The organism is Bradyrhizobium sp. SUTN9-2, from assembly GCF_003122645.1.
Lineage (GTDB): Bacteria > Pseudomonadota > Alphaproteobacteria > Rhizobiales > Xanthobacteraceae > Bradyrhizobium > Bradyrhizobium yuanmingense.
Map to the genome: position 1 here is coordinate 1,844,008 of NZ_LAXE01000001.1, position 23,248 is coordinate 1,867,255.

Here is a 23,248-nt window from a genome sequence, read left to right on the forward strand (position 1 = left end):
ACGCGGCTCGCTACGACCCCTTGATTCGCAAGAGGTCTCGGACGCTCATATGGAACATCGAGGGGGCGCTTTCAAGGCACTTGCCTCCAAAACAGCGGGTGCGGTGCAAAAATACTGCTGCCAGAAATTTAGCCAGCATTAGCGATTTGCTTAGAAAGTAGTCTGACTGCCGCTTTCGCATACATTTATGTTGCCTATGATTTAGGCTGCAAGTCTGCGGAGAAACTTCGATTTCTGGCAATTAGTTTTGCAAATTCAATAAGTTGATGGGTGTCCAGCCCATGGCATGGTTCTTGCGATTCCGTTAACCGCAGGCGGCCGTGGGGCCGTTTCGCAGCGTTTTTCACGTCTGCGTCAGGGAGATGAGGCACTCATGTTTAACAAATCCACTCACGATATAGCGGCGTCATTTAGCCGCCGCGGCGTGCTCGCTGCGACCGCCGGACTGATGCTCGGTCTGGCTTCATTGACTGGCGCAAAGGCCGCCGACGACACCATCAAGGTGGGTGTACTCCACTCCCTGTCCGGCACGATGGCAATCAGCGAAACCACGCTGAAGGACACCATCCTCTTCCTGATCGACGAGCAGAACAAGAAGGGCGGCGTGCTCGGCAAGAAGCTGGAGGCCGTCGTCGTCGATCCCGCATCGAACTGGCCGCTGTTCGCCGAGAAGGCGCGCGAGCTGATCACCAAGAACAAGGTCTCGGTCGTGTTCGGCTGCTGGACCTCGGTGTCGCGTAAGTCGGTGCTCCCGGTGTTCAAGGAGCTCAACAGCATCCTGTTCTACCCCGTGCAATACGAGGGTGAGGAGAGCGAGCGTAACGTGTTCTACACGGGGGCTGCGCCGAACCAGCAGGCGATCCCTGCCGTCGACTACCTCATGAAGGACGAGAAGGTGAAGCGCTGGGTGCTCGCGGGAACCGACTACGTCTATCCGCGCACCACCAACAAGATCCTGGAGGCCTATCTGAAGTCCAAGGGTGTCGCCCAGGAAGACATCATGATCAACTACACGCCGTTCGGTCATTCCGACTGGCAGACGATCGTGGCCGACATCAAGAAGTTCGGCTCGGCCGGCAAGAAGACCGCGGTGGTCTCGACCATCAACGGCGACGCCAACGTTCCCTTCTACAAGGAGCTCGGCAACCAGGGCATCAAGGCCAAGGACATCCCGGTGGTGGCGTTCTCGGTGGGTGAGGAAGAGCTCGCCGGCATCGACACCAAGCCGCTGGTCGGCCACCTCGCCGCCTGGAACTACTTCCAGTCGATCAAGTCGCCGGAGAACGAGAAGTTCATCAAGGCGTGGCAGGCCTACACCAAGAATCCGAAGCGCGTGACCAACGATCCGATGGAAGCGCACGTGATCGGCTTCGACATGTGGGTCAAGGCGGTCGAGAAGGTGAAGTCGACCGATCCCGACAAGGTCATCGACGCTCTCCCGGGCATCGAAGCCAAGAACCTGACCGGCGGCACCTCCAAGATGCTCCCGAACCACCATATCACCAAGCCGGTGTTCATCGGCGAGATCAAGGGCAACGGCCAGTTCGACGTGGTTTGGAAAACCCCGAGCCTCGTCCCCGGTGACGCCTGGTCGAAGGAGCTCGACGGCTCCAAGGACCTGATCGGCGACTGGGTCGGCAAGAAGTGCGGCAACTTCAACACCAAGTCCAACAAGTGCCTCGGCTCGGGCTCCTGATCCCGATCTGACGCTCCATTGCAAGACCGGAGAGGGCGGCGATCCCGCCGCCTTCTCCACTCATTTCTGCCGGGGTCATTCACAGTGCCAGCCCATTTGTCCGCTCGTCTCTGTTCGCTTGCACTCTCGTTGTTCCTGATTGCGTTCGCGCTGCCGGCCTTCGCCGGTCCGTTCGAGGATGCGGTCGCCAAATTCGCCAACGACGATTTTTCCGACACGGAAGAAGCGATCGGTGTGATCGCGGGCAGCGGCAGCAAGCTGGCTTTTCCCATCATCAATGCGCTCCAGGACGGCCGTCTCATGGCCGATCCCGACAGCAAGAAGGTCTACGTGACCGATGCAGACGGCAAGTCGATCGACGCTGCGACCGGCGAGGCCGTCGCCAGCGTTCCCGACAGTGCGACCGCGGTTCGCCTCAACAACCGCCTGCGCCGCAGCGTCGATGCCGCGCTGGGCAGCCTGACGCTGCAGTCTCCGGATCTGGGAACGCGCCTGCAAGCCGCGCAGTCCGTCTTCAAGTCGCACGAGGAGACCGCGCTCGAGGCCGTCGACGCCGCGCTTGCCAAGGAAGCCAACAAATCCGTCAAGGCGGCGCTGGGTGAGGCCCGCGCGGCGATCCTGCTGTTCAAGTCCGACGCCACCGAGGTCGAGAAGCTCGAAGCGGTCGCGACCCTCAAGGCGCGGGGCGACCAGGATGCGCTGGCGCTGCTCACCGGCATGGGCGATCAGCCGGCCTCGGTCACCAAGGCCGCCGCGAGCGCGATCGGCTCGATCCAGAATTCGCTCGCGGTCTGGTCGATGGTGCAGAATGCCTGGTACGGCCTCTCGCTCGGCTCGGTGCTGCTGCTCGCCGCGATCGGGCTCGCCATCACCTTCGGCGTGATGGGCGTCATCAACATGGCGCATGGCGAGATGGTGATGATCGGGGCCTACACCACCTTCGTGGTGCAGGAGGTGATCCGCACCCGCTATCCCGGCCTGTTCGACTATTCGCTCTTGATCGCCGTGCCGCTCGCCTTTCTCGTCGCCGGCGCGATCGGCGTGCTGATCGAGCGCAGTATCATCCGCTTCCTCTACGGCCGCCCGCTCGAGACGCTGCTCGCGACCTGGGGCCTGTCGCTGGTGCTGCAGCAGGCGGTACGCACCATGTTCGGCCCGACCAATCGCGAGGTCGGCAACCCCTCCTGGATGAGCGGCGCGTTCGAGCTCGGCCAGATCACCATCACCTATAACCGGCTCTGGATCCTTCTCTTCACGCTCGCCGTGTTCGCGATCCTGCTCGCGATGCTGCGCTACACCGCGCTGGGCCTCGAAATGCGCGCCGTGACGCAGAACCGCCGCATGGCGGCTTCCATGGGCATCGCCACCTCGCGCGTCGACGCGCTGACCTTCGGCCTCGGTTCGGGCATTGCCGGCATCGCCGGCGTCGCGCTGTCGCAGATCGACAATGTCAGCCCCAATCTCGGCCAGAGCTACATCATCGACAGCTTCATGGTCGTGGTGTTCGGCGGGGTCGGTAATCTCTGGGGCACGCTGGTCGGCGCCTTCACGCTCGGCATCGCCAACAAGTTCCTGGAGCCGGTCGCCGGTGCCGTGCTCGGCAAGATCGCCATCCTGGTCCTGATCATCCTTTTCATTCAAAAGCGGCCGCGCGGCCTGTTCGCGCTCAAGGGCCGTGCGGTGGAAGCATGACCCCTCACATGCTGACGCGATCGCTGGACCGCAGCGCGACGATCTTCCTTGCCGTCGTCGCGGCCTGCGGCATCCTCATTCCGCTCTCCAACCTGCTGCTTCCCGCGGGCTCGATCCTGCAGGTGCCGACCTATCTCGTCGCGCTCTGGGGCAAGTATGTCTGCTACGCCATCCTGGCGCTGTCGATCGACCTGATCTGGGGCTATTGCGGCATCCTCTCGCTCGGTCACGGCGCCTTCTTCGCGCTCGGCGGCTACGCCATGGGCATGTACCTGATGCGGCAGATCGGCACCCGCGGCGTCTACGGCAATCCGATCCTGCCCGACTTCATGGTGTTCCTGAACTGGGAGAAGCTGCCCTGGTACTGGTACGGCTTCGACATGTTCTGGTTCGCGGCGCTGATGGTGCTGGTCGTACCGGGCCTGCTCGCCTTCTGCTTCGGCTGGCTCGCCTTCCGCTCACGTGTCACCGGCGTTTATCTGTCGATCATCACGCAGGCGATGACCTACGCGCTGCTGCTCGCCTTCTTCCGCAACGACTTTGGTTTCGGCGGCAATAACGGCCTGACCGACTTCAAGGACATCCTGGGCTTCAACGTCCAGGCGGAGGGGACGCGCGCCGCGTTGTTCGCGCTGAGCTGTCTGGCGCTGATCATCGGCTTCCTGATCTGCCGCGCCATCGTCTCCTCCAAGCTCGGCAAGGTCTTGATTGCCGTGCGCGACGCGGAATCGCGCACGCGCTTCCTCGGCTACCGCGTCGAATCCTACAAGCTGTTCGTGTTCACGGTGTCGGCCTGCATGGCCGGCGTTGCCGGCGCGCTCTACGTGCCGCAGGTCGGCATCATCAACCCGAGCGAATTCGCCCCCGGCAATTCGATCGAGGCGGTGATCTGGGTCGCGGTCGGCGGCCGCGGCACGCTGGTCGGCGCGGCGCTCGGCGCCGTCGTCGTCAACTACGCCAAGACGTTCTTCACCTCGGGCGTGCTCGCGCCGTACTGGCTGTTCATGCTGGGCGCATTGTTCATCCTGGTGACGCTGCTGCTGCCCAAGGGCATCGTCGGCACCTTCAATGCCTGGTGGGATCAATCGAAGGAAAGACGCACCTCCGCCACCTCCATGAGTGCCGCGGCCGAAGACGGCGTCACCGAACCCAAGATGGCGGAGTAAGCGGTCATGAACGTCATGGACACCCGCGCGACCTCCGCGATGCTTTATCTGGACGGCGTGCACGTCTCGTTCGACGGCTTCCACGCCATCAACAATCTGTCGCTGACGCTCGAGCCCGGCGAGATGCGCGCCATCATCGGCCCGAACGGCGCCGGCAAGACCACGATGATGGACATCATCACCGGCAAGACCAAGCCGGATGAAGGCACCGTGCTGTTCGACGGCGTCACCGACCTGACGCGCCTCGACGAGACCCGCATCGCCGAGCTCGGCATCGGCCGCAAGTTCCAGAAGCCGACCGTGTTCGAGAGCCAGACCGTGCAGGACAACCTCCTGCTGGCGCTCAATGTCGACCATTCGGTCCGCGGCACGCTGTTCTGGCGCGGCAGCAAGGCGGAGGCCGAACGCATCGACAAGGTGCTGGAGACGATCCGCCTCACCGAGGCTCGCAATCGTCTCGCCGGCAGCCTCAGCCACGGCCAGAAGCAATGGCTGGAGATCGGCATGCTGCTGGCGCAGGATCCGAAACTGCTGCTGGTCGACGAGCCCGTCGCGGGAATGACCGACGTCGAGACGCATCTCACCGCCGAGCTGCTGAAGGAAATCAACAAGACCCACACCGTCATGGTGGTCGAGCACGACATGACCTTCGTGCGCGAGCTCGGCGTCAAGGTCACCTGCCTGCACGAAGGCACGGTGCTCGCGGAAGGGACCATCGACCAGGTCTCGTCCAACGAGAGGGTCATCGAAGTGTATTTGGGAAGGTAGCGAATGGCGAATAGGGAATGGCGAATGGACTGGCCGCTTCTCCTATTCGCTACTCGCCATTCGCTATTCGCCCGCAAAGGTGTTTCCGATGCTTGAAGTGAAAGACATCAACCTGTTTTACGGTGCTGCCCAGGCGCTGCGCGGCGTCTCGATCTCGGCCGAGCCCGGCAAGGTCACGTGCGTGCTCGGACGTAACGGTGTCGGCAAGACCTCGCTCCTGCGCGCGATGGTCGGGCAATATCCGATCTCGTCGGGCGCAATCGTGTTCGACGGCAGCGATATCACCGGCCTCAAGCCGTACGAGCGGGCGCGCAAGGGCATCGGCTTCGTGCCGCAGGGCCGCGAGATCTTCCCGTTGCTGACAGTCGAGGAGAACCTCAAGACCGGCTTCGGTCCGCTCAAGCGCGAGGACAAGCACATTCCGGACGATGTGTTCTCGCTGTTTCCGGTGCTGCAATCCATGCTGGGCCGGCGCGGCGGCGACCTCTCCGGCGGCCAGCAGCAGCAGCTCGCGATCGGCCGCGCGCTGGTGATGCGGCCGAAACTACTTTTGCTCGACGAGCCCACCGAAGGCATCCAGCCCTCGATCATCAAGGACATCGGCCGCGCCATTTCGTATCTGCGCAACCTCGGCAACATCGCCATCGTGCTGGTCGAACAATATCTCGACTTTGCCTGCGAACTCGGCGACAGTTTCGCGGTGATGGATCGCGGCGCGGTGAAGTTCACCTGCGACCGCTCCAATCTCGATCCGGGCGAGATCAGCCGCCAGATGGCGCTGTAAGCCGGAACAGACCTGCCGCGACCGGTTGGGGGAGACGGATGCGCAGCGAATTGTCAGCCACGTCCACGCTGTTCGAGGCCAACCGTGCCCGTGGCACCGTGCGCTTCGACGTGCATGCGCGCGACGGGGTGACACGGCGCGGCACCTTGCATGAATCCGGTTCGCTCCGCGTCCGCTTTCCCTCGCCGGAAGATCAGGGCCTGTCCGGCGTGTTCGTCAACACGGCCGGCGGTGTTGCCGGCGGTGATCGCTTTGATATCGAGATAGCGGCGGCGGATGCAGCGCGGCTGACGCTGACCACAGCGGCCGCCGAAAAGGTCTATCGCACGCCCGGAGCGGCAGCGCAGCTCAACATCGCCCTGAAGGTCGGCGCGGACGCGCATCTTGCCTGGCTGCCCCAGGAGACGATTCTGTTCGACCGTGCCCGCGTCCAGCGCCGCTTCGACATCGACCTCGACGAGGCGGCCTCGCTCCTGTTCTGCGAGATCGTGGTGTTCGGCCGCACCGCCATGGGCGAGCGGATGGAGCAGGGCGAGTTCGTCGACCGCTGGCGGCTACGCCGCGGCGGGCGGCTGGTGTTCGCCGAGACGGTCCGGCTCGACGGCGATATCGGTGCCAAGCTTGCACGGCCCGCGGTCGCCAAAGGTGGCGCGGCGATCGGCACAGCCCTGATCGTGCCCGGCGACGAAGCCCTGGTCGAGCGCATCCGCGAGGCGTCGGAATCGTTCTCCGGCGAAGCCGGAATCTCGGCCTGGAATGGCTTTGCAATGGCGCGGTTCTGTGCCCAAGATGCGGCGCGCTTGCGCGCCGACATGATGACGGTGCTGGCGCGCACCGGTGCGGCCCTGCCGCGGCTCTGGCTGAACTAGACTGGTTGAATTGACGTGTTGAACGGAAGAGATGTCGCATGAATCTGTCTCCCCGCGAAAAGGACAAGCTTTTGATCTCGATGGCGGCGATCGTGGCCCGCCGCCGGCTGGACCGCGGCGTCAAGCTCAACCATCCCGAGGCGATCGCGATCATCTCCGACTTCATTCTGGAAGGCGCGCGTGACGGCCGCACCGTCGCCGAGCTGATGCAGTCAGGCGCGCAAGTTCTGACCCGCGACCAGGTGATGCCGGGCATTCCCGAGATGATCCACGACATCCAGGTCGAGGCAACTTTTCCTGATGGCACCAAGCTCGTCACCGTGCACGAGCCGATCAGGTAGGAGCAGAGCATGATCCCCGGCGAACTCTTCATCCAGGACGGCGAGATCGAGCTCAATGCCGGCCGCAAGACGGTGACGTTGACCGTGGCCAATACCGGCGACCGCCCGATCCAGGTCGGCTCGCACTACCACTTCTTCGAGACCAACCCGGCGCTGAAGTTCGACCGCAAGAAGGCGCGCGGCATGCGCCTCGACATCGCCGCCGGCACCGCCGTCCGCTTCGAACCCGGCCAGACCCGCGACGTCCAGCTCGTCGCCATGGCGGGGAAGAAGACGATCTACGGCTTCCGCGGCGACGTGATGGGAAAGCTGTGACCTCCGCAGGAACGAGCACGGCGCGGCATGGTTGAGGCGGAAACGGAGGTATTTTCCATGCTTTCACCAATCCGCCTCGTCTCGGAAGCTGCCGAGCTCGCCGCGCAGCGCCATAACGGCATGGCGCGCAAGGGCCGCGGCAACGAGCCCTATATCAATCATCTCGCCGAGGTCGCGAACCTGCTCGCGACCGCGACCAACGGCGCCGATGCCGAGCTGGTCGCGGCCGGCTGGCTGCACGATACCATCGAGGACACCGACACCACGCGCGAGGAACTCGCGCAGAGATTTTCCGATCGGGTAGCGTCCCTCGTTGCCGAGTGCACCGACGACATGAGCTTGCCGAAAGCGAAGCGGCGGCAGAAGCAGATCGAGGACGCGCCCCACAAATCGCCGGGCGCCAAGCTGATCAAGATCGCCGACAAGATCAGCAATACGGGCGCGCGCATTCAAACCGATCCGAGTGCTGGGGAGCGCGAAGATCTCGCCGACTATATCGCCTGGGCCACGCAGGTCGTGGCGGGGTGCCGCGGCGGCAATGCGTGGCTCGACGAAAAATTCGATGACGCCGTGAAAGCAGCAAAGGCCTTGCTGTGACCAACCAGACATTCAATCGCAAACGGGGCTTGTGATGTCCGTCAAGATGAAGCGTTCCGTCTATGCCGACATGTTCGGCCCGACCACCGGCGACAAGGTGCGGCTGGCCGACACCGACCTCATCATCGAGGTCGAGAAGGATTTCACCACCTATGGCGAGGAGGTGAAGTTCGGCGGCGGCAAGGTGATCCGCGATGGCATGGGGCAGTCGCAGGTCACCAACAGGCAGGGCGCGGCCGATACCGTCATCACCAATGCGCTGATCGTGGACCATTGGGGCATCGTGAAGGCCGACGTCGCTATCAAGGACGGCATGATCGCAGGCATCGGCAAGGCCGGCAATCCCGACATCCAGCCCGGGGTCACCATCATCATCGGCCCCGGCACCGACGTGATCGCGGGTGAGGGCAAGATCCTCACCGCCGGCGGCTTCGACAGCCACATCCATTTCATCTGTCCGCAGCAGATCGAGCACGCGCTGATGTCAGGGGTCACCTCGATGCTGGGGGGCGGCACCGGCCCGTCGCACGGCACCTTCGCGACCACCTGTACGCCGGGGCCCTGGCATATGGGGCGGATGATCCAGTCGTTCGACGCCTTCCCGGTCAATCTCGGCATTTCCGGCAAGGGCAACGCCTCGCGGCCCGCCGCGCTGGTCGAGATGATCAAGGGCGGCGCCTGTGCGCTGAAGCTGCACGAGGATTGGGGCACCACGCCGGCCGCGATCGACAATTGCCTGTCGGTCGCCGACGATCACGACATCCAGGTGATGATCCACACCGACACGCTGAACGAATCCGGCTTCGTCGAGGACACGATCAAGGCGTTCAAGGGCCGCACCATCCACGCCTTCCACACCGAAGGCGCCGGCGGCGGCCATGCCCCTGACATCATCAAGGTCGCCGGCCTGAAGAACGTGCTGCCGTCCTCGACCAACCCGACCCGGCCCTTCACCCGTAACACCATCGACGAGCATCTGGACATGCTGATGGTGTGCCACCATCTCGATCCCTCGATCGCCGAAGATTTGGCGTTCGCCGAAAGCCGCATCCGCAAAGAGACGATCGCGGCCGAGGACATCCTGCACGACCTCGGCGCGCTCTCGATGATGTCCTCGGACTCGCAGGCCATGGGCCGGCTCGGCGAGGTCATCATCAGGACCTGGCAGACCGCCGACAAGATGAAGAAGCAGCGCGGGTCGTTGCCGCAGGACAAGGGCAAGGACAACGACAATTTCCGCGTCAAGCGCTACATCGCCAAGTACACCATCAATCCGGCGATCGCCCACGGCGTGTCGAAGCTGATCGGCTCGGTGGAGAAGGGCAAGATGGCCGATCTCGTGCTGTGGTCGCCGGCCTTCTTCGGCGTCAAGCCGGACTGCATCGTCAAAGGCGGCACGATCGTCGCCGCGCCCATGGGCGATCCCAACGCTTCGATCCCGACGCCGCAGCCGGTGCACTACCAGCCGATGTTCGGCGCGTTCGGCAAGGCACGTACGGCATCCTCGGTGGTGTTCACCTCCAAGGCCGCGATCACCGGTGGCCTCGCGCGAAAGCTCGGCATCGAGAAGAAGCTCTATGCGGTCCAGAACACCCGCGGCAAGATCTCCAAGAAGAGCATGATCCACAACGACGCGACGCCCAATATCGAGGTCGATCCGGAGACTTATGAAGTGCGCGCCGACGGCGAGCTCCTGACCTGCGCTCCGGCGGAGGTGCTGCCGATGGCGCAGCGATATTTCATGTACTGAAATAGCGCCTCAACGCATGTCCCCGGCGGTGTCCGGAGACGGCTTTTTTGCGGTTTTGCGTTCGGTCCCGCCTGGTCTAATGTCCCGCCCGGTATCGTAACCCTCAGAAGAAAAGCCGGGAGGATTTCTCGTGATCTATGTCGTTGCCACCTTGACCATCAAGCCCGAGACGCGCGCCGAATTCATTGCAGCCGCCACCGCCTGCATCAAGGAGACGCGGAAAGAGCCCGGCAATATCGCCTATGACTTGCATGAGAGCGTCACCGACCCCGCCAAGATGGTGTTCGTCGAGCAGTGGGAGAATATGGAGGCGCTGGGGCCGCATCGCGCTGCCGAGCACATGAAGACGTTCGGCCGCGTGGCGGTGAAATGCTTCACGGCGCCGCCGAAGATCGAATACATCACGCCCGAGAAGGTCGAGACACGGTAAAGAGGTACGACGCATGATCCGGGCGACGCAGGTCAGGGGACAGCACCGCTTCACGGAAGCGCCAGTGGACACGGTCGTGCTCGGTTTCGACGACCGGCACCGCCGCCGCATGGCGATGACCGGCACCCGGGGCCTCGAATTCCTGCTCGACCTGGAGCATGCCGTCGCGCTGCGCGGCGGCGATGCGCTGGTGCTGGAGGACGGAAGGCTGATCGAGGTGGTCGCGGCGCCCGAGCCGCTGCTCGAAATCCGCGGCCGCGATCCGCACCACCTCGTCCGCGTCGGCTGGCATCTCGGCAACCGTCATCTGCCGACCCAGATCATGGCCAAGGCCCTGCGCATCCGCCGCGATCACGTCATCGAGGCGATGGTGAAGGGCCTTGGCGCGCGTGTAATCGAGATCGAGGCGCCGTTCGATCCCGAAGGCGGCGCCTACGCCGATGCCGGCCACGCGCATGGACACGACCATGCGCATCACGATCACGGCCATCATCACCATGACCATGGCCACCACCATGATCATGGCTCGCACGACCATAGCCACGAGCACCACCATCACCACGACGAGCATTGCGATCATCCCGACCATCACCACGGCCACAAGCATGCTCATGACCACAAATGAGCCGGTCGGCGCCGGTGATCTTGCCGAGGGCGAGGCGGCGGCGTTGTACCGGCTGATGACCTGGCTTTCGCCGGCATTTCCCGTCGGCGGCTTCTCCTATTCCAGCGGCATCGAATGGGCGGTCGAGGCGGGCGACGTCACCGACACGACGACGCTGGCGGATTGGCTCGATGCGATGCTCGGCGACGGCTCCGGCTTCTGTGACGCCACGTTTCTGGTCCACGCCTATCGCGCCACGGAATCGGGCGAGACGGCCGCTTTGAACGAGATCGCCGAGCTCGCGAGCGCCTTCGTGCCGTCGCGCGAGCGGCAGCTGGAGACGACCTCACAGGGCCGCGCCTTCATCGACATCTCGCGCGCCGCGTGGGATGCCGACGGACTGGACGCGACGGTCGCGGCATGCAGCGCGCCATTGGTCTATCCGGTCGCGGTCGGTGTGGTTGCCGCGATGCACGCCGTGCCGTTGGCGCCGACGCTGCACGCCTTCCTGCATGCGCTGGTCTCGAACTGGATTTCCGCCGCCAGCCGGCTCATTCCGCTCGGCCAGACCGATAGCCAGCGTGTGCTGGTGAAGCTGGAAGCCGCCGTCGCCGCCACCGCCAATCGCGCGCTGAATGCAACCTTGGACGATCTCGGCAGCGCGACGTTTCGCGCCGATCTCGCCAGCTTGCGGCACGAGACGCAATATACCCGCTTGTTTCGGTCGTGAGCGGTGCGGCCGTCAAGTCATCAGGAGAGAACAAGTCACATGGCGAAATCTCACGGTCCCTTGCGTGTCGGCGTCGGCGGTCCGGTCGGATCCGGCAAGACCGCGCTGATGGACCTGCTCTGCAAGACCATGCGCGAGCGCTATGACATTGCGGCAATCACCAACGACATCTACACCAAATGGGATGCGGAGTTCCTGGTGCGTTCGGGATCGCTGACGCCGGATCGCATCGCCGGCGTCGAGACCGGCGGTTGTCCGCACACGGCGATCCGCGAGGATGCCTCGATGAATCTCGCTGCGGTCGCGGACATGCGCGCCAAGTTTCCCGGACTTGACCTCGTGCTGATCGAATCCGGCGGCGACAATCTCGCTGCCACTTTTTCCCCGGAGCTGGCCGACCTTACCATCTATGTCATCGACGTCGCCGCCGGCGACAAGATCCCGTCCAAGGGCGGCCCGGGTATCACCCGGTCCGACCTCCTGGTCATCAACAAGACCGACCTTGCGCCCCATGTCGGCGCCTCCCTGGAGAAGATGGAGACGGATGCCAGGCGCATGCGCGGCGAGCGGCCCTTCGTCATGACCAACCTCAAGAAGAGTGAGGGGCTCGACCGAATCGTCGGTTTCATCGAGGCCAAAGGCGGCCTGAAACGGGCCGGCTAACCGGACGCGACCAGTTGGCGCAGGCGTTTTTCGCCGTTAACGCCTGGGCCATGCCGCAACCGCGGAACAAATCTCGCACGCGGCGATTAACTACCTCCGGCGCCCGGGGCGAAGATCAACCCGGCCAGACCATCGGCCGGGCGGATTAAGCTTTTCAGGCGACCCAAGTTGCGTACTGATGCCTCCTCCTTCATTATCTCCGCCACTGGGGTTTACCCTGCTTCGGCCTCTGGCCGTTCGAGCGGCGTTCATGTGCTCCGTGTTCATTGCCGACGTCCTGCTTTCGCCTGAGTAATCGCGTGGTCAGGCTGGGTTTCATCATCGGCTTCATCGCTCTGCTCGGGGCCTTGCTCTCCGGGCTTGCGGCTTATCGCGTCCACGACCAGGAGCTGGCGCTGGACCGGATCGCGCTGGCGCGTGCGATCGACGTGCATGCGAGCCTGGTTCAGGACCGCCTGACCGAGCGGGAGCTGCTCGCGCGTGTCGCCTCGGGCCTGTTCCGCGCGCCGTCGGTGATCAAGCCGAACATGCTGGAGCCGCTGCGCTCGGCGATCTACGCCTTCAAGACCGACTTTGTGGTGGCCGGCTGGATCGCCCGGCTGAAGCCGAACGAGCTTGCGGACGCGCAAGCCGCCATCGCCAGCGCCGGCTTCCCGAATCCGCAGATCCGCTCGTTTGACGACAAGCCGATCAATCCTGCCGATGTCACCCAGCCGATCGACGTGCTGTTGGATCTCGAGCCGCGCAGCAACGAGACCACGGCCTTGCCCGGCCGCAGCTACGATCAGGATCCGGTTCGCAGCGCGATGCTCACGCGGGCGCGCGCCGAAAAGAGGTCGGTTGCCTCCGACCCGGTGCCGTTGATCCGCGGCAACGGTCCGATCGGCATCATCGTGGCCGCGCCCGTCGTTCCCGAGGGCGCGACGGAGCCGGCCGGGTTCGTCACATTTTCCTACGAGCTCGCCTCGCTGATGCTGGCCAATGACGACATGTCGCTGTTCGCGGTGGCGCTCAGGGATCCGCGCAAGGACGGCGGCGAGCTGATCGCCAATGATCAGGGCGTGGTCTCGACGCGGATCGCGGCGGCGGACGGGGCGCCGTCGGCGACGCGCACGGTGAGCTTCGGCGGCCGCGATTGGCAGCTCGGCTATTACGCGAAGACCAATTCGGTGCGCCGCGCCGAGCAGACCGCCATCATCGTGGCGGCGATCGGCTTTGCCATCACCGCAATGGTGTGCGGCCTGTTCGGTTACGTCGCCTACAACAATCTGCGGCTCAGCCGGGAGATCCAGGTCAGGATCGGCTTCGAGCGGCGGTTGACCGCGGTGATCGACGAGCTCAACCACCGCGTCAAGAACATCCTGGCGGTGATCCAGTCGATCGTGACGCGCACCTTGCGCCACGGCTCGGACATCGACATCGCGCGCGAGCTCCTGATCGGGCGCATCCACGCCATGTCCAATGTGGTGTCGCTGCTCAGCGAGAGCCAGTGGCAGGGTGTCAAGTTGAAGGGCCTGTTCGAGGCGCGCGCGATTCCGCATGCCGATCGCATCGCCGTCACCGGCCCCGACATCGCGGTCAGCGCGCGTGCCGCACAGAGCCTGTCGCTGCTGTTCTTCGAGCTCGCCTCGCATTCCGACGAGGGCCTGTCGCTGGTCGGCAAGCACCCGCACATCACCGCCAACTGGACGGTGACCGGCGAGGAGGGCGACGAGGTCTTCCATTTCCGCTGGGAGGAGTTCAACACCAGCGAGGCGACGCGCCGGCCCGATTCTGATTTCGGCCTGATCCTGCTCGACCGCGTCGCGCCCGAGGCGCTGGGCGGGACCGCCAAGCGCTTCTTCACCGACGTCTCCTACGTCTATGAATTGACCGCGCCGATGGAGACGGTGGTCGACATGACCGAGCGCGACCGCACGGATAAAATCTCGGCGCCGGTCAGGCCGGTGCGAAGTTAGCCCTTCGGCCGCAACACCAGATCGACGAGGCTGCGCGCGTAGCCGGGTGTGATCGGTGCGATGCCGAAGATATAGCGGTAGAACAGGCTGCCATAGATCGCGTCGTAGAGATTCTCAGGAGGACCCTCGGCCTGAATGCTGCCGTCCTTCTGGCCGGCGGCGATCATGTCCACCAGCGCGTCGCGGCGGAATTGCAGGTACCGGGCGTAGAACAGCTCGGCCGACCCGGTCTTGGAAATGCATTCGGAGACGACGGCGAGCTGGACCTTGCCGAACTCGCCCTGCAGCGCCTCGGCATAGGCGGCGGCGTGGCGCCGCGCGCGCGCCGCGGGCGTGCCGGCGCTCGCGGGCGGCAGCGGCAGCATTTGCGCGGCATGGTGGAGGAAGGCGTCGATCAGCAGCGCTTCCCGCGACGGCCACCATTTGTAGATCGTCATCTTGGACACGCTGGAGTGGCGTGCGATCGCATCGATGGTGGTGGCGGCAAGGCCGGTGGCCGCCATCAGCGCATAGGCGCTTTCGAGGATGGCGTTGGTGGTCTCGATCGACCTTGGCCGGCCGCGCCGGGGCGCGCGCTCCGCCTCTTCACGCCCGTCTTTCGCCATCGCCACGCCCGGTCTCCTCACGCAGGGTCCCGGCATAGCGCAGGGGCGGCATTCGGCCTAGCAGAATCACACGATGTTGTCGCGAGAAGCGATCAGCTCTGGGCCTGCTGCCGCAGGGCTGCCGGCAGATCCTGCCGTTTCGACCAGGCGATGTAGTAGGCGAGCCCGGTCATCGCCGCGAAGCCGGTGATGCTCACTGCCACCTGCATCACCGCCAGGTTCGGCCCGGTGATCAGGATGAGGTGGCCAGCGAAGGATAGGAACACGGCGACGCAGAATACCGCGAGCCATTCCTCACCACATGCGATCACCGCTTGCAGCGGTTTCCATCTCAGGCCGGGGTGATCTGCCGGAATGAGATGGGTGGCAATGAATGCGAGGGCGAGGAAGTGGACCACCCGATAGGGAGCGAGGTTTTCCTTGTCGGTCGGAGCGATGCTGTTGAGGAGCAGATCGGGCAGGTAAGCCGACAGCGCCGGCGAATGGCGCATCAAGGTGACGGCCATCGCGAAGACCAGGTAGGCGCCGGCGAGGATCCGCAGCCAGGACATGCCGTGCAGCGCACGTCCCGGAGCGCCCGTCACGGCGAACCAGCCGCCCAGCACCATCAACATCTGCCAGCACAGCGGATTGAAGGTCCATTCCCCGTCCGGATAGATCCGAAAGTTCCAGTCGAACCAGCGTGCGGCGAGATACAGCGCGACCGATGCCGCCAGCGTCAGGTTCGGGCCCCGCAGCAGGCCCCACAACGCGAACGGAAAGAACGCCATCAGCGGGACCATCAACTGCAGCAGGTCGAGGTTCAGCGGCTCTTCCTGGAGCACGAGACCGCGGACCAGGATGCGCAGTGGATGCTCGAGAATTCCGGAGATGTTGTACTGGTGGATGATCTCCGGCGCCATCGATTGCCTGGCGACATAGGCGATGGCATCGATATAGATCACGAACAGCACGACATAGGCGGCATAGAGCCGCCAGACCCGGCGAAAGATGCGCGTCGCCGCGACCAAGTAGCCGCGTTCCAGCGCCATCCTGCCATGGATGATGGCGACCCCGTAGCCCACCACGAACACGAACAGGTCCGCCGCGCCGCTGAAGCCGAAATTGCGCAGCGTCAGCAGGTTGACGACGTTGTTGGGAATATGGTCGACGAATATGGACCAATTGGCGATGCCGAGCGTCAGATAGAGCCTGGCGTCATGCTGGAATGCGGCGAGGTTCGCCTTGACGGACGGTTTCATTGAGCAAAATAGCTTTGGGAATCAGGATGATGCTTTTAACGGCAACCGCCTGCTCGTCCGAGTAGCGTTTGCGTGAGCAGGGAAGAACCGCGCCAAACGGCGTCAAATGTGCCGCTTGCTCTATGAAATGCAGATAGATGCGCGCGCAGTAATTATAGCGCCGGACCTCTACTCGGCAGGTTCGGCCGACACCTCGTCGGACACGCCGGCGCGGCTCGCCAGGATGCCCAGGGCGACGCCCCCGATCGCCAGGATCGGCAGCAGCCGCTTGACGCCGATGGCACGAACGATCTGGAGCCCGGTGGCGAGGAGCATCGGATCTGCAAGCATGCTCTGCGCGGCCGATTTCGCGGCGCGCTCGGCCGCGATCTGGGCGCGTTTCTGCACCTCGCGCTTGTAGCTCCAATAGGAGCCTGCCGCGGCCAGGGTCAACAGGAAGAAGATGCCGGCGCCGGCAAGACAAGCCTGCACCGGGCCATATTTCTGCAGCACCCAAATGAAGACGGCGGCACAGAGGAAGCCTGTGGTCACGAGCAGCGCGAAGGCAGCGCCCGCGGCAAGGGAGGTCAGCCGAACCGTCGTGCCGGTTGATGCGCTGATGCCGTCGATGATGCGCTGAAACATGGCCTTGCTCCTCAATCCCCGCCAGCCGAATGGTCACGAGCCAACAGCGGCGGCGTGCCGCCGCCGTATCAAATGGGCGTCGACATCCTTAGCGACGCCAGGCGACGCCGATCAGGAAGCCGATGCCGAGCGCCAGCCCGACGGTCGCCAGCGGCCGCTGCGTGATCGCCTCTTCCAGCGTCTCCTCGATCGAGCCGTAGGCGTCATGTGCAGCTTCCATCATCGCGCTGCCGCGCTCGGACATGTCGTCCATCGCGGAGTCCATGTTCTCGCGCGCCTGGCGATAGCCGCGGCGAGCCTGCTTGCTGGTGGAGTTGGCGAAAGTATTGAGCGCGTCGGTGATCTGGTCGGTGAGGGCGGCGATATCGCTTTTCACGGCTGCTACATCCTTTTCGAGGCGGTCTCGGGTGGCTTTGTCGGTCCAGTCTCTCATCCCGGCTTCGGCATTGGGCGTGGACATCGGGAGCTCCGAACTGTTGACGGCTGAGATGGGCGGAGAACGTTTCGTCGCCGGGTAAGTTCCGTTCGCTGAAACCGGTCAGGCTTGCGGCAGCTGCGGCGAATTCTCCGGCAGCAGGTGGTCCTTCAGGATCAGCGCGACGATCAGGAGCGGCGACGACAGGAACGCGCCCATCGGCCCCCACAGCCAGGTCCAGAACGCGAGCGCGAGCAGCACGGCGAGCGCGTTCAGGGCGAGCCGCCGCCCGATGATCGTCGGCGTGATGAAGTGACCCTCAAGAAAGGTGAGGCCACCGAAGGCGAGCGCGGCCATCAGGCCGCCGCCGAGGGTCGGGAAGGCGATCAGCCCGACCACGACCAGCACCACGAACATCGCCACGGGCCCGATGATCGGGATGAAGTTGAGCGTGGCCGCCAGTGCGCCGAGCCCGGCCGGATTGGGCATTCCGGTCAGCGCACAGATCAGGCCGGTGGCGACGCCGACGCCGACATTGATGAGGGTGACGGTCAGCAGATAATTGCCGAGATGGACCTCGATCTCGTTGAGGATCCGGAGCGTGCGCAGCCGCGCGTCGTGATTGCTGAAGGTCATGATCATGGCCCGCCGCAGGTCGCGCCAGCTTGCGATGAACAGGATCAGGGTGACGAAGAACAGCAGGAATTCGGTAAAGGTCGGTGACAGGAATTCCAGCGTCGGCTGCACCCACTCGATCTTGGGCATGTGCAGGCTCGGCAATCCCTCCGAGCCGCCGAGCATGGCTTGAAGCTCCCGCCAGAGCGCAAGCGGCCGGTCGAACACGTGCAGCTTGTCCTTCAATTGCGCGCCGAGCTCTGGCAGGCGCGTGCTCCACGCCATGACCGGCGAAGCGATCAACGCGACGGCGAAAGCGACCACCGCGCTCACTGCGACCACGATCAGCACGGCGCCGACGCTGCGTGGGACCTTGCTTCGCTCCAGGAAGGTGGCCGCCGGAGACAGCATGGTCCCGATGACGAACGCCATCACGACCGGCAGGAAGAACGCCCGGCCGACATAGAGCACGGCGACGATGGCGATCAGCAACAGCCCGGCCAGCGCGAACGCGACGAATTCAGTGCGGCGGATCACCGGCGGCAGCTCGACATGGCTCTCGGGAAGCGGATCGCCTTCGCTGTTGCCGGAAATCAAACGTTCACTGGGTAGGACGCGCACAATATCTCTCCCGCACGGAATCCGTGATCCGCGCGCCCATTGATGACGTGACTAATGCTTGGGCGGCGTGCTGGTTCCATCGCGGCTTCGTGAACGGATGCTCGCTTGACTGTGACGTCGCTGCCGCACGCTGCGCCGGAACTTCGATCGAGGCGGCGGAGTTTGTTGAGGCAGCGCATCACCTGATGCACATCCAACGGGGCAGCTCATGACAAAGTTGTTTGCAGTCCGTCGCAGCTTCTCGCCGCGCGCCGTCGGCGCGTTCGCCTTCGCAACCGCTCTTCTCGCAGTGCCGGTGGGCACCGCAAGCGCCCAAACCTTCGGCTATGCGCCGATGCAGCGGGTGTATCCGCAGGACGTTTACTCGCAGGGCCAATACTTGCAGGGCCAACACTTGCAGGACCAAGGCTATTCACAGGATGACATCAACGAGGCGCCGCAGGTCGCCGATGAGGATACCCAATTGCCCGACCGGCTGCGCAGGCAGATCGTCGGCTTCGACCGGAGCGAGCCGGCCGGTACCATCGTCATCGATACCAACAGCACCTATCTCTATTACGTGCTCGGAGGCGGCCGCGCGATCCGCTACGGCGTCGGCGTCGGCCGCGAGGGCTTTACCTGGTCGGGCGTGCAAAGCGTCAGCCGCAAGGCCGAGTGGCCGGACTGGCATCCGCCGGCCGAGATGATCGCGCGCCAGCCCTATCTGCCGCGCTTCGTCGCCGGCGGGCCCGGCAACCCGCTCGGTGCGCGCGCGATGTATCTCGGCTCGAGCCAATACCGCATCCACGGCACCAATGATCCCTCCACCATCGGCAAGTTCGTCTCGTCCGGCTGCATCCGCATGACCAACGAGGACGTCGTCGACCTGTATAGCCGCGTCAATGTCGGCGCCAAGGTCGTGGTGCTGCCGAAGAACGCGCCGTTAATGGCGAAGGGAGGTGATCCCGTGCGCAAGCGTCCGGCCGTGACGACACTGCCTTCGGGTCGGCAGGCGCTGAACATGACCACGTCGGCCGTGAATTAGTCTGCGAGGTCCTATGGCGAGACGGCTGATTGACAAACTGGCGGGCGGAGCGGCGATTGTCGTCGTCGTCTCCAGCGGGCTGGCGATGGCGCCGTCGGCGCATGCGCAGGATTTCTTCTCGGGCCTGTTCGGCGGCTTTCGGATGCGGCCGCCGCCGGAAATCCGGATGCCTTTCCCCACCGACGATATGCCGCGCTATGAGGCGCCACGCCAGCGCGCGTCCTACGGCGGCGGCACCGCCTATTGCGTGCGCAGCTGCGACGGTCGCTACTTCCCGGCACAAGGCAATGATGCCGAGAGCAAGGCGCAATCCTGCAAGAGCTTCTGCCCTGCCTCGGAGACCTCGCTCGTCTATGGCGGCAACATCGACGATGCCACGACTGAGAAGGGAAAGTCCTATTCCGACCTGCCGAACGCGTTCCGCTATCGCAACGAGATCGTCGCGGGCTGTACCTGTAACGGCAAGGACCCGGTCGGGCTCGCATCGGTCAAGGTCGAGGACGACCCGACCCTGCGCAAGGGCGACATCGTCGCCGGCGCCAATGGCCTCGTGGTCGCCAGCCGCAATGCCAATGACCGCCGTGGCGTCGCGATGAACTTCTCGCCGCTGCCGGAATCGGTGCGTGCCAGATTCCGTCAAGTCCCGGTGGTGGCGAAGGAGTAGGGAGCGCCCGATCGGACGGCGTCCGAACCTTGTCGGACGGCCAAATGCTGGACTAGGCCCGCCGCGGGACGTTGCGCGGCAGGGTTTCCGAGATGGAACCGGCTTGGGTGCAGCGCGTTAGAACAGCGTAGCAATTGCCTGAAGGGGGCCTCGCGATGCTGGTCGGCGTACTCGTCACCTTTCTCGTCGTCATTCTTGTGCTTTATCTCATCAACATGCTGCCAATGGACGGCCGCGCCAAGCAGATCGCGCGCGTCATCGTCATCATCATCGGCATTGTCTCATTGCTGAAATATCTCGCGGTGTTCTAGCGGGGGTAGGCGCGTAGCCCGGATGGAGCGAAGCAAATCCGGAGTCTTGCCACAGCGAAACCGATCCCGGATTGCGCTACGCTGCATCCGGGCTACGAATGCAAATGTTTTCAAATCAAAAGCCCCGGCTTTCGCCGGGGCTTCGTTCGTGCTGCTTCAGTGCAGCGACTTCAGCCAGTCGTCGACATCCTGACGGACCTGGTCCTTGGCCTTGCCGTAACGCTCCTGCAACCGGCCCTCAAGCTGCTCGCGGCGGCCCTCGATCAGCTGGAGGTCGTCGTCAGTGAGCTTGCCCCATTTCTCCTTGGCCGATCCCTTGAACTGCTTCCAGTTTCCTTCGATCCGATTCCAGTCCATGACCATCTCCCGTTGGTTGATGGCCCGACAACGCGAGGCGCACGCAGCCTGTTCCGTGACACAGCGCGACGTTTCGCCCAACGAAAAAGCCCCGGTTTCCGCCGGGGCTTTCGATGTTCCGTGACTCTGCTCAGCCGAGCGCCTCTTTATCCAAGAGCCTCTTTATGCAAGAGCCTTTTTATGCAAGAGCCTTGGCCTCGCGGCGGCGCGCGGTGAGGATGTATTCGGTGTAGCCGTTCGGCTGCTCGCGCCCCTTGAAGATGAGGTCGCAGGCGGCCTTGAAGGCGACGCCGTCGAAGGCGGGCGCCATCGGCTTGTAGATGGGATCATCCGCGTTCTGCTTGTCGACGACGACGGCCATGCGCTTAAGCGATTCCATCACCTGCGCCTCGGTGATGACGCCCTGATGCAGCCAGTTGGCAAGGTGCTGGCTGGAAATGCGCAAGGTGGCGCGGTCTTCCATCAGGCCGACGTCGTGGATGTCGGGCACCTTCGAGCAGCCGACGCCCTGGTCGATCCAGCGCACGACATAGCCCAGGATGCCCTGGCAATTGTTGTCGATCTCCTGCCTGACGTCATCGGGCGCCCAGTTCGACTTCGACACCGGAATGGTGAGGATGTCGGACAGCTTTGCGCGCGGTCCGCCCTTGGCGAGTTCCTCCTGGCGCGCGATGACGTTGACCTGGTGGTAGTGCAGCGCGTGCAGCGTCGCCGCGGTTGGCGAGGGCACCCAGGCGGTGGTGGCGCCGGCCTGCGGATGGCCGAGCTTCTGGGCCAGCATGTCCGCCATCTTGTCGGGCGCGGCCCACATGCCCTTGCCGATCTGGGCGTGGCCGGGCAGGCCATCGATCAGGCCCATGTCGACGTTCCAGTCCTCATAGGCCTTGATCCAGGCCTGCGCCTTCATCTCGTTCTTGCGGATCATCGGACCCGCTTCCATCGAGGTGTGGATCTCGTCGCCGGTGCGGTCGAGGAAGCCGGTGTTGATGAACATGATGCGCTTGGAGGCGCGCTGGATGCAGGCCTTGAGGTTGACGGTGGTGCGTCGCTCCTCGTCCATGATGCCGACCTTGAGCGTGTTCTCGGGCAGGCCGAGCATCTTCTCGACGCGGTCGAAAATCTCGCAGGTCAGCGAGACCTCGTCCGGGCCGTGCATCTTCGGCTTCACGATGTAGGCAGAACCGGTGCGGCTGTTCTTGACCTTGGAATTGCCCTTGAGGTCGTGGATCGCGAGCAGGCCCGAGACGGCGGCGTCCAGCAGGCCCTCCGGAACCTCTTCGCCCTTCTCGTCGAGCACCGCGTCCGTGAACATGTGGTGACCGCAATTGCGCATCAACAGCAGGCTGCGGCCGTGCAGCTTGAGCTCGCCCTTGCCGTCCGGCGTCTTGTAGAGGCGGTCGGAATTGAGCGAACGCGTCAGCGTCTTGCCGCCCTTCTCGAAATCGGCCGACAACGTGCCGTTCATCAGGCCGAGCGTGTTGCGGTAGACCAGCACCTTGTCCTCGGCATCGACAGCGGCGACCGAGTCCTCCATGTCCAGAATGGTGGAGACCGCAGCCTCCATGATCATGTCGGCGACGCCGGCCGGATCGTCCTTGCCGATCGCGCTGCTGCGGTCGATCTTGACCTCGATATGCAGGCCGTTGTTGACGAGCAGCACGGCGCTCGGCGCGGCTGGATCGCCCTGGAAGCCCGCGAACTGCGCGGCGTTCTTCAGCGCGGTGGCGTTGCCGCTCTTCAGCTTCACCGCGAGCTGGCTCGCGACGATGCTATAGCCGGTCACGTCGGTGTGGCTGCCGGTCGCGAGCGGCACCGCGTTATCGAGGAACGCCTTGGCCTTGGCGATCACCTTGTCGCCACGCGCCTTGTTGTAGCCCTTGCCGCTCTCGGAAGGGTCGTGCGGGATCGCATCGGTGCCGTAGAAGGCATCATAGAGCGAGCCCCAGCGCGCATTCGCCGCGTTCAGCGCGTAGCGCGCATTGGTGAGCGGCACCACGAGCTGCGGGCCGCAGATCTTGCCGATCTCCTCGTCGACATTGGCGGTCTCGACCTTCTGCGTCGCCGGCTCCGGGACGAGATAGCCGATCTCCTTTAGGAAGGCGGTATAGGCATCGAGGTCGAACGCCTTGCCCTTGCCCGCGCGGTGCCAGTCGTCGATCTTGGCCTGCAGATTGTCGCGGAATGCGAGCAGCTCGCGGTTCTTCGGTCCCAGCTCCTTGATGATGCCGGCCAGCCCGGCCCAGAACGCATCCGGCGCGATCCCCGTTTTCGGGGCCGCTTCCTTGGCGATGAAGTCAAACAGGACGGGTGCGATCTTCAATCCGTGGGCGTCGACGCGTTTCATGATGGGCTTTCTTGTTGGAAATGGCTGTTTTTGGCTGCTTTTGACCCGACAGCAGCAAAATGCG

The 23,248-nt window shown here is 64.2% G+C and carries 25 protein-coding genes; 18 read left to right on the forward strand and 7 right to left on the reverse strand.

Annotated elements, in window-relative coordinates; genetic code table 11:
* Positions 1-373 precede the first annotated feature (373 nt).
* From urtA to XF30_RS08740, 15 genes are all read left to right on the forward strand, one after another.
* On the forward strand, positions 374-1,696 hold the full coding sequence (gene urtA, locus XF30_RS08670; protein ID WP_035998103.1) for an urea ABC transporter substrate-binding protein: 1,323 nt from the start codon (positions 374-376) through the stop codon (positions 1,694-1,696).
* 84 nt (positions 1,697-1,780) lie between these two features.
* The gene (gene urtB, locus XF30_RS08675; protein WP_109142431.1) at positions 1,781-3,388 is read left to right on the forward strand and encodes an urea ABC transporter permease subunit UrtB; all 1,608 of its coding nucleotides are present in this window, start codon (positions 1,781-1,783) and stop codon (positions 3,386-3,388) included.
* A complete protein-coding gene (gene urtC, locus XF30_RS08680) occupies positions 3,385-4,554 on the forward strand; it encodes an urea ABC transporter permease subunit UrtC (RefSeq protein ID WP_109142432.1) in 1,170 nt (389 codons plus the stop codon). The genes urtB and urtC overlap by 4 nt, the downstream gene beginning before the upstream one ends.
* 6 nt (positions 4,555-4,560) lie before the next feature.
* Positions 4,561-5,322 carry an urea ABC transporter ATP-binding protein UrtD gene (gene urtD, locus XF30_RS08685; RefSeq protein ID WP_036021617.1) on the forward strand — a complete coding sequence of 254 codons (762 nt, stop codon included), beginning with the start codon at positions 4,561-4,563 and terminating at the stop codon, positions 5,320-5,322.
* An 88-nt stretch (positions 5,323-5,410) separates the two neighbouring features.
* A complete protein-coding gene (gene urtE, locus XF30_RS08690; RefSeq protein ID WP_036021619.1) occupies positions 5,411-6,106 on the forward strand; it encodes an urea ABC transporter ATP-binding subunit UrtE in 696 nt (231 codons plus the stop codon).
* 38 nt (positions 6,107-6,144) lie between these two features.
* Positions 6,145-6,975, forward strand: coding sequence for an urease accessory protein UreD (locus tag XF30_RS08695; protein ID WP_109142433.1), 831 nt, complete (start codon positions 6,145-6,147; stop codon positions 6,973-6,975).
* 38 nt (positions 6,976-7,013) lie between these two features.
* A complete protein-coding gene (locus XF30_RS08700; protein WP_007605424.1) occupies positions 7,014-7,316 on the forward strand; it encodes an urease subunit gamma in 303 nt (100 codons plus the stop codon).
* A gap of 9 nt (positions 7,317-7,325) precedes the next feature.
* A complete protein-coding gene (locus XF30_RS08705) occupies positions 7,326-7,631 on the forward strand; it encodes an urease subunit beta (protein WP_026202067.1) in 306 nt (101 codons plus the stop codon).
* 57 nt (positions 7,632-7,688) lie between these two features.
* Complete coding sequence (locus XF30_RS08710) at positions 7,689-8,228, forward strand: HD domain-containing protein (protein ID WP_036021623.1); 540 nt, start codon at positions 7,689-7,691, stop codon at positions 8,226-8,228.
* A 34-nt stretch (positions 8,229-8,262) separates the two neighbouring features.
* Positions 8,263-9,978, forward strand: coding sequence for an urease subunit alpha (gene ureC, locus XF30_RS08715; RefSeq protein ID WP_035998126.1), 1,716 nt, complete (start codon positions 8,263-8,265; stop codon positions 9,976-9,978).
* Between the two features lie 130 nt (positions 9,979-10,108).
* Complete coding sequence (locus XF30_RS08720; RefSeq protein WP_035998129.1) at positions 10,109-10,408, forward strand: putative quinol monooxygenase; 300 nt, start codon at positions 10,109-10,111, stop codon at positions 10,406-10,408.
* A gap of 13 nt (positions 10,409-10,421) precedes the next feature.
* Positions 10,422-11,033, forward strand: a complete 612-nt coding sequence (locus XF30_RS08725; protein ID WP_109142434.1) for an urease accessory protein UreE — start codon at positions 10,422-10,424, stop codon at positions 11,031-11,033.
* Positions 11,014-11,742, forward strand: coding sequence for an urease accessory protein UreF (locus XF30_RS08730; RefSeq protein WP_109142435.1), 729 nt, complete (start codon positions 11,014-11,016; stop codon positions 11,740-11,742). Before XF30_RS08725 ends, XF30_RS08730 begins: the two co-directional genes overlap by 20 nt.
* Before the next feature lie 39 nt (positions 11,743-11,781).
* Positions 11,782-12,405, forward strand: a complete 624-nt coding sequence (gene ureG / locus XF30_RS08735; protein ID WP_025033975.1) for an urease accessory protein UreG — start codon at positions 11,782-11,784, stop codon at positions 12,403-12,405.
* Positions 12,406-12,704: 299 nt separating this feature from the next.
* Complete coding sequence (locus tag XF30_RS08740; protein WP_109142436.1) at positions 12,705-14,363, forward strand: CHASE domain-containing protein; 1,659 nt, start codon at positions 12,705-12,707, stop codon at positions 14,361-14,363.
* Here XF30_RS08740 and XF30_RS08745 read toward each other — a convergent pair.
* From XF30_RS08745 to XF30_RS08765, 5 genes are all read right to left on the reverse strand, one after another.
* Positions 14,360-14,968: a TetR/AcrR family transcriptional regulator gene (locus XF30_RS08745; RefSeq protein WP_036021630.1), complete on the reverse strand. Its 609-nt coding sequence runs from the start codon at positions 14,966-14,968 to the stop codon at positions 14,360-14,362. The two genes, XF30_RS08740 and XF30_RS08745, sit on opposite strands and share 4 nt — an antisense overlap.
* A 92-nt stretch (positions 14,969-15,060) precedes the next feature.
* On the reverse strand, positions 15,061-16,209 hold the full coding sequence (locus XF30_RS08750) for an OpgC domain-containing protein (RefSeq protein ID WP_035998141.1): 1,149 nt from the start codon (positions 16,207-16,209) through the stop codon (positions 15,061-15,063).
* Positions 16,210-16,377: 168 nt separating this feature from the next.
* Positions 16,378-16,833 carry a hypothetical protein gene (locus XF30_RS08755; RefSeq protein ID WP_057028148.1) on the reverse strand — a complete coding sequence of 152 codons (456 nt, stop codon included), beginning with the start codon at positions 16,831-16,833 and terminating at the stop codon, positions 16,378-16,380.
* Between the two features lie 88 nt (positions 16,834-16,921).
* On the reverse strand, positions 16,922-17,293 hold the full coding sequence (locus XF30_RS08760; RefSeq protein ID WP_035998171.1) for an ElaB/YgaM/YqjD family protein: 372 nt from the start codon (positions 17,291-17,293) through the stop codon (positions 16,922-16,924).
* A gap of 78 nt (positions 17,294-17,371) precedes the next feature.
* Positions 17,372-18,484: an AI-2E family transporter gene (locus XF30_RS08765; protein WP_035998174.1), complete on the reverse strand. Its 1,113-nt coding sequence runs from the start codon at positions 18,482-18,484 to the stop codon at positions 17,372-17,374.
* 208 nt (positions 18,485-18,692) lie between these two features.
* Between XF30_RS08765 and XF30_RS08770 the strand changes: the two genes are divergently transcribed.
* The 3 genes from XF30_RS08770 to XF30_RS08780 all read left to right on the forward strand — a co-directional run bounded on the left by XF30_RS08770 (position 18,693) and on the right by XF30_RS08780 (position 20,483).
* Entirely contained in the window at positions 18,693-19,508 is an 816-nt protein-coding gene (locus XF30_RS08770) for a L,D-transpeptidase (RefSeq protein ID WP_109142437.1), read from the forward strand.
* Between the two features lie 13 nt (positions 19,509-19,521).
* The gene (locus tag XF30_RS08775; RefSeq protein WP_035998181.1) at positions 19,522-20,172 is read left to right on the forward strand and encodes a DUF2865 domain-containing protein; all 651 of its coding nucleotides are present in this window, start codon (positions 19,522-19,524) and stop codon (positions 20,170-20,172) included.
* Positions 20,173-20,327: 155 nt separating this feature from the next.
* Positions 20,328-20,483 carry a Thivi_2564 family membrane protein gene (locus XF30_RS08780; protein WP_008546817.1) on the forward strand — a complete coding sequence of 52 codons (156 nt, stop codon included), beginning with the start codon at positions 20,328-20,330 and terminating at the stop codon, positions 20,481-20,483.
* A 156-nt stretch (positions 20,484-20,639) separates the two neighbouring features.
* On the opposite strand, the gene XF30_RS08785 is transcribed toward XF30_RS08780, so the two are convergent.
* Both XF30_RS08785 and XF30_RS08790 read right to left on the reverse strand, forming a co-directional pair.
* Positions 20,640-20,840 (reverse strand): CsbD family protein, encoded by a 201-nt coding sequence (locus tag XF30_RS08785; protein WP_008546815.1) that lies wholly within the window; start codon positions 20,838-20,840, stop codon positions 20,640-20,642.
* A gap of 178 nt (positions 20,841-21,018) precedes the next feature.
* Positions 21,019-23,184, reverse strand: a complete 2,166-nt coding sequence (locus XF30_RS08790; RefSeq protein WP_109142438.1) for a malate synthase G — start codon at positions 23,182-23,184, stop codon at positions 21,019-21,021.
* Positions 23,185-23,248: the final 64 nt, after the last annotated feature.

Bases quoted from the DNA above. Each gene is read 5' to 3' on its own strand.
- XF30_RS08775 (WP_035998181.1), top strand. From the start codon at position 19,522: ATGGCGAGACGGCTGATTGACAAACTGGCGGGCGGAGCGGCGATTGTC.
- XF30_RS08695 (WP_109142433.1), top strand. From the start codon at position 6,145: ATGCGCAGCGAATTGTCAGCCACGTCCACGCTGTTCGAGGCCAACCGT.
- urtA (WP_035998103.1), top strand. From the start codon at position 374: ATGTTTAACAAATCCACTCACGATATAGCGGCGTCATTTAGCCGCCGC.
- ureC (WP_035998126.1), top strand. From the start codon at position 8,263: ATGTCCGTCAAGATGAAGCGTTCCGTCTATGCCGACATGTTCGGCCCG.
- XF30_RS08745 (WP_036021630.1), bottom strand. From the start codon at position 14,968: ATGGCGAAAGACGGGCGTGAAGAGGCGGAGCGCGCGCCCCGGCGCGGC.
- XF30_RS08760 (WP_035998171.1), bottom strand. From the start codon at position 17,293: ATGTCCACGCCCAATGCCGAAGCCGGGATGAGAGACTGGACCGACAAA.
- XF30_RS08790 (WP_109142438.1), bottom strand. From the start codon at position 23,184: ATGAAACGCGTCGACGCCCACGGATTGAAGATCGCACCCGTCCTGTTT.
- urtE (WP_036021619.1), top strand. From the start codon at position 5,411: ATGCTTGAAGTGAAAGACATCAACCTGTTTTACGGTGCTGCCCAGGCG.
- XF30_RS08710 (WP_036021623.1), top strand. From the start codon at position 7,689: ATGCTTTCACCAATCCGCCTCGTCTCGGAAGCTGCCGAGCTCGCCGCG.
- XF30_RS08705 (WP_026202067.1), top strand. From the start codon at position 7,326: ATGATCCCCGGCGAACTCTTCATCCAGGACGGCGAGATCGAGCTCAAT.
- urtC (WP_109142432.1), top strand. From the start codon at position 3,385: ATGACCCCTCACATGCTGACGCGATCGCTGGACCGCAGCGCGACGATC.
- XF30_RS08725 (WP_109142434.1), top strand. From the start codon at position 10,422: ATGATCCGGGCGACGCAGGTCAGGGGACAGCACCGCTTCACGGAAGCG.
- XF30_RS08750 (WP_035998141.1), bottom strand. From the start codon at position 16,209: ATGAAACCGTCCGTCAAGGCGAACCTCGCCGCATTCCAGCATGACGCC.
- XF30_RS08730 (WP_109142435.1), top strand. From the start codon at position 11,014: ATGCTCATGACCACAAATGAGCCGGTCGGCGCCGGTGATCTTGCCGAG.
- XF30_RS08700 (WP_007605424.1), top strand. From the start codon at position 7,014: ATGAATCTGTCTCCCCGCGAAAAGGACAAGCTTTTGATCTCGATGGCG.
- XF30_RS08785 (WP_008546815.1), bottom strand. From the start codon at position 20,840: ATGGACTGGAATCGGATCGAAGGAAACTGGAAGCAGTTCAAGGGATCG.
- urtD (WP_036021617.1), top strand. From the start codon at position 4,561: ATGAACGTCATGGACACCCGCGCGACCTCCGCGATGCTTTATCTGGAC.
- ureG (WP_025033975.1), top strand. From the start codon at position 11,782: ATGGCGAAATCTCACGGTCCCTTGCGTGTCGGCGTCGGCGGTCCGGTC.
- XF30_RS08755 (WP_057028148.1), bottom strand. From the start codon at position 16,833: ATGTTTCAGCGCATCATCGACGGCATCAGCGCATCAACCGGCACGACG.
- XF30_RS08770 (WP_109142437.1), top strand. From the start codon at position 18,693: ATGACAAAGTTGTTTGCAGTCCGTCGCAGCTTCTCGCCGCGCGCCGTC.
- XF30_RS08780 (WP_008546817.1), top strand. From the start codon at position 20,328: ATGCTGGTCGGCGTACTCGTCACCTTTCTCGTCGTCATTCTTGTGCTT.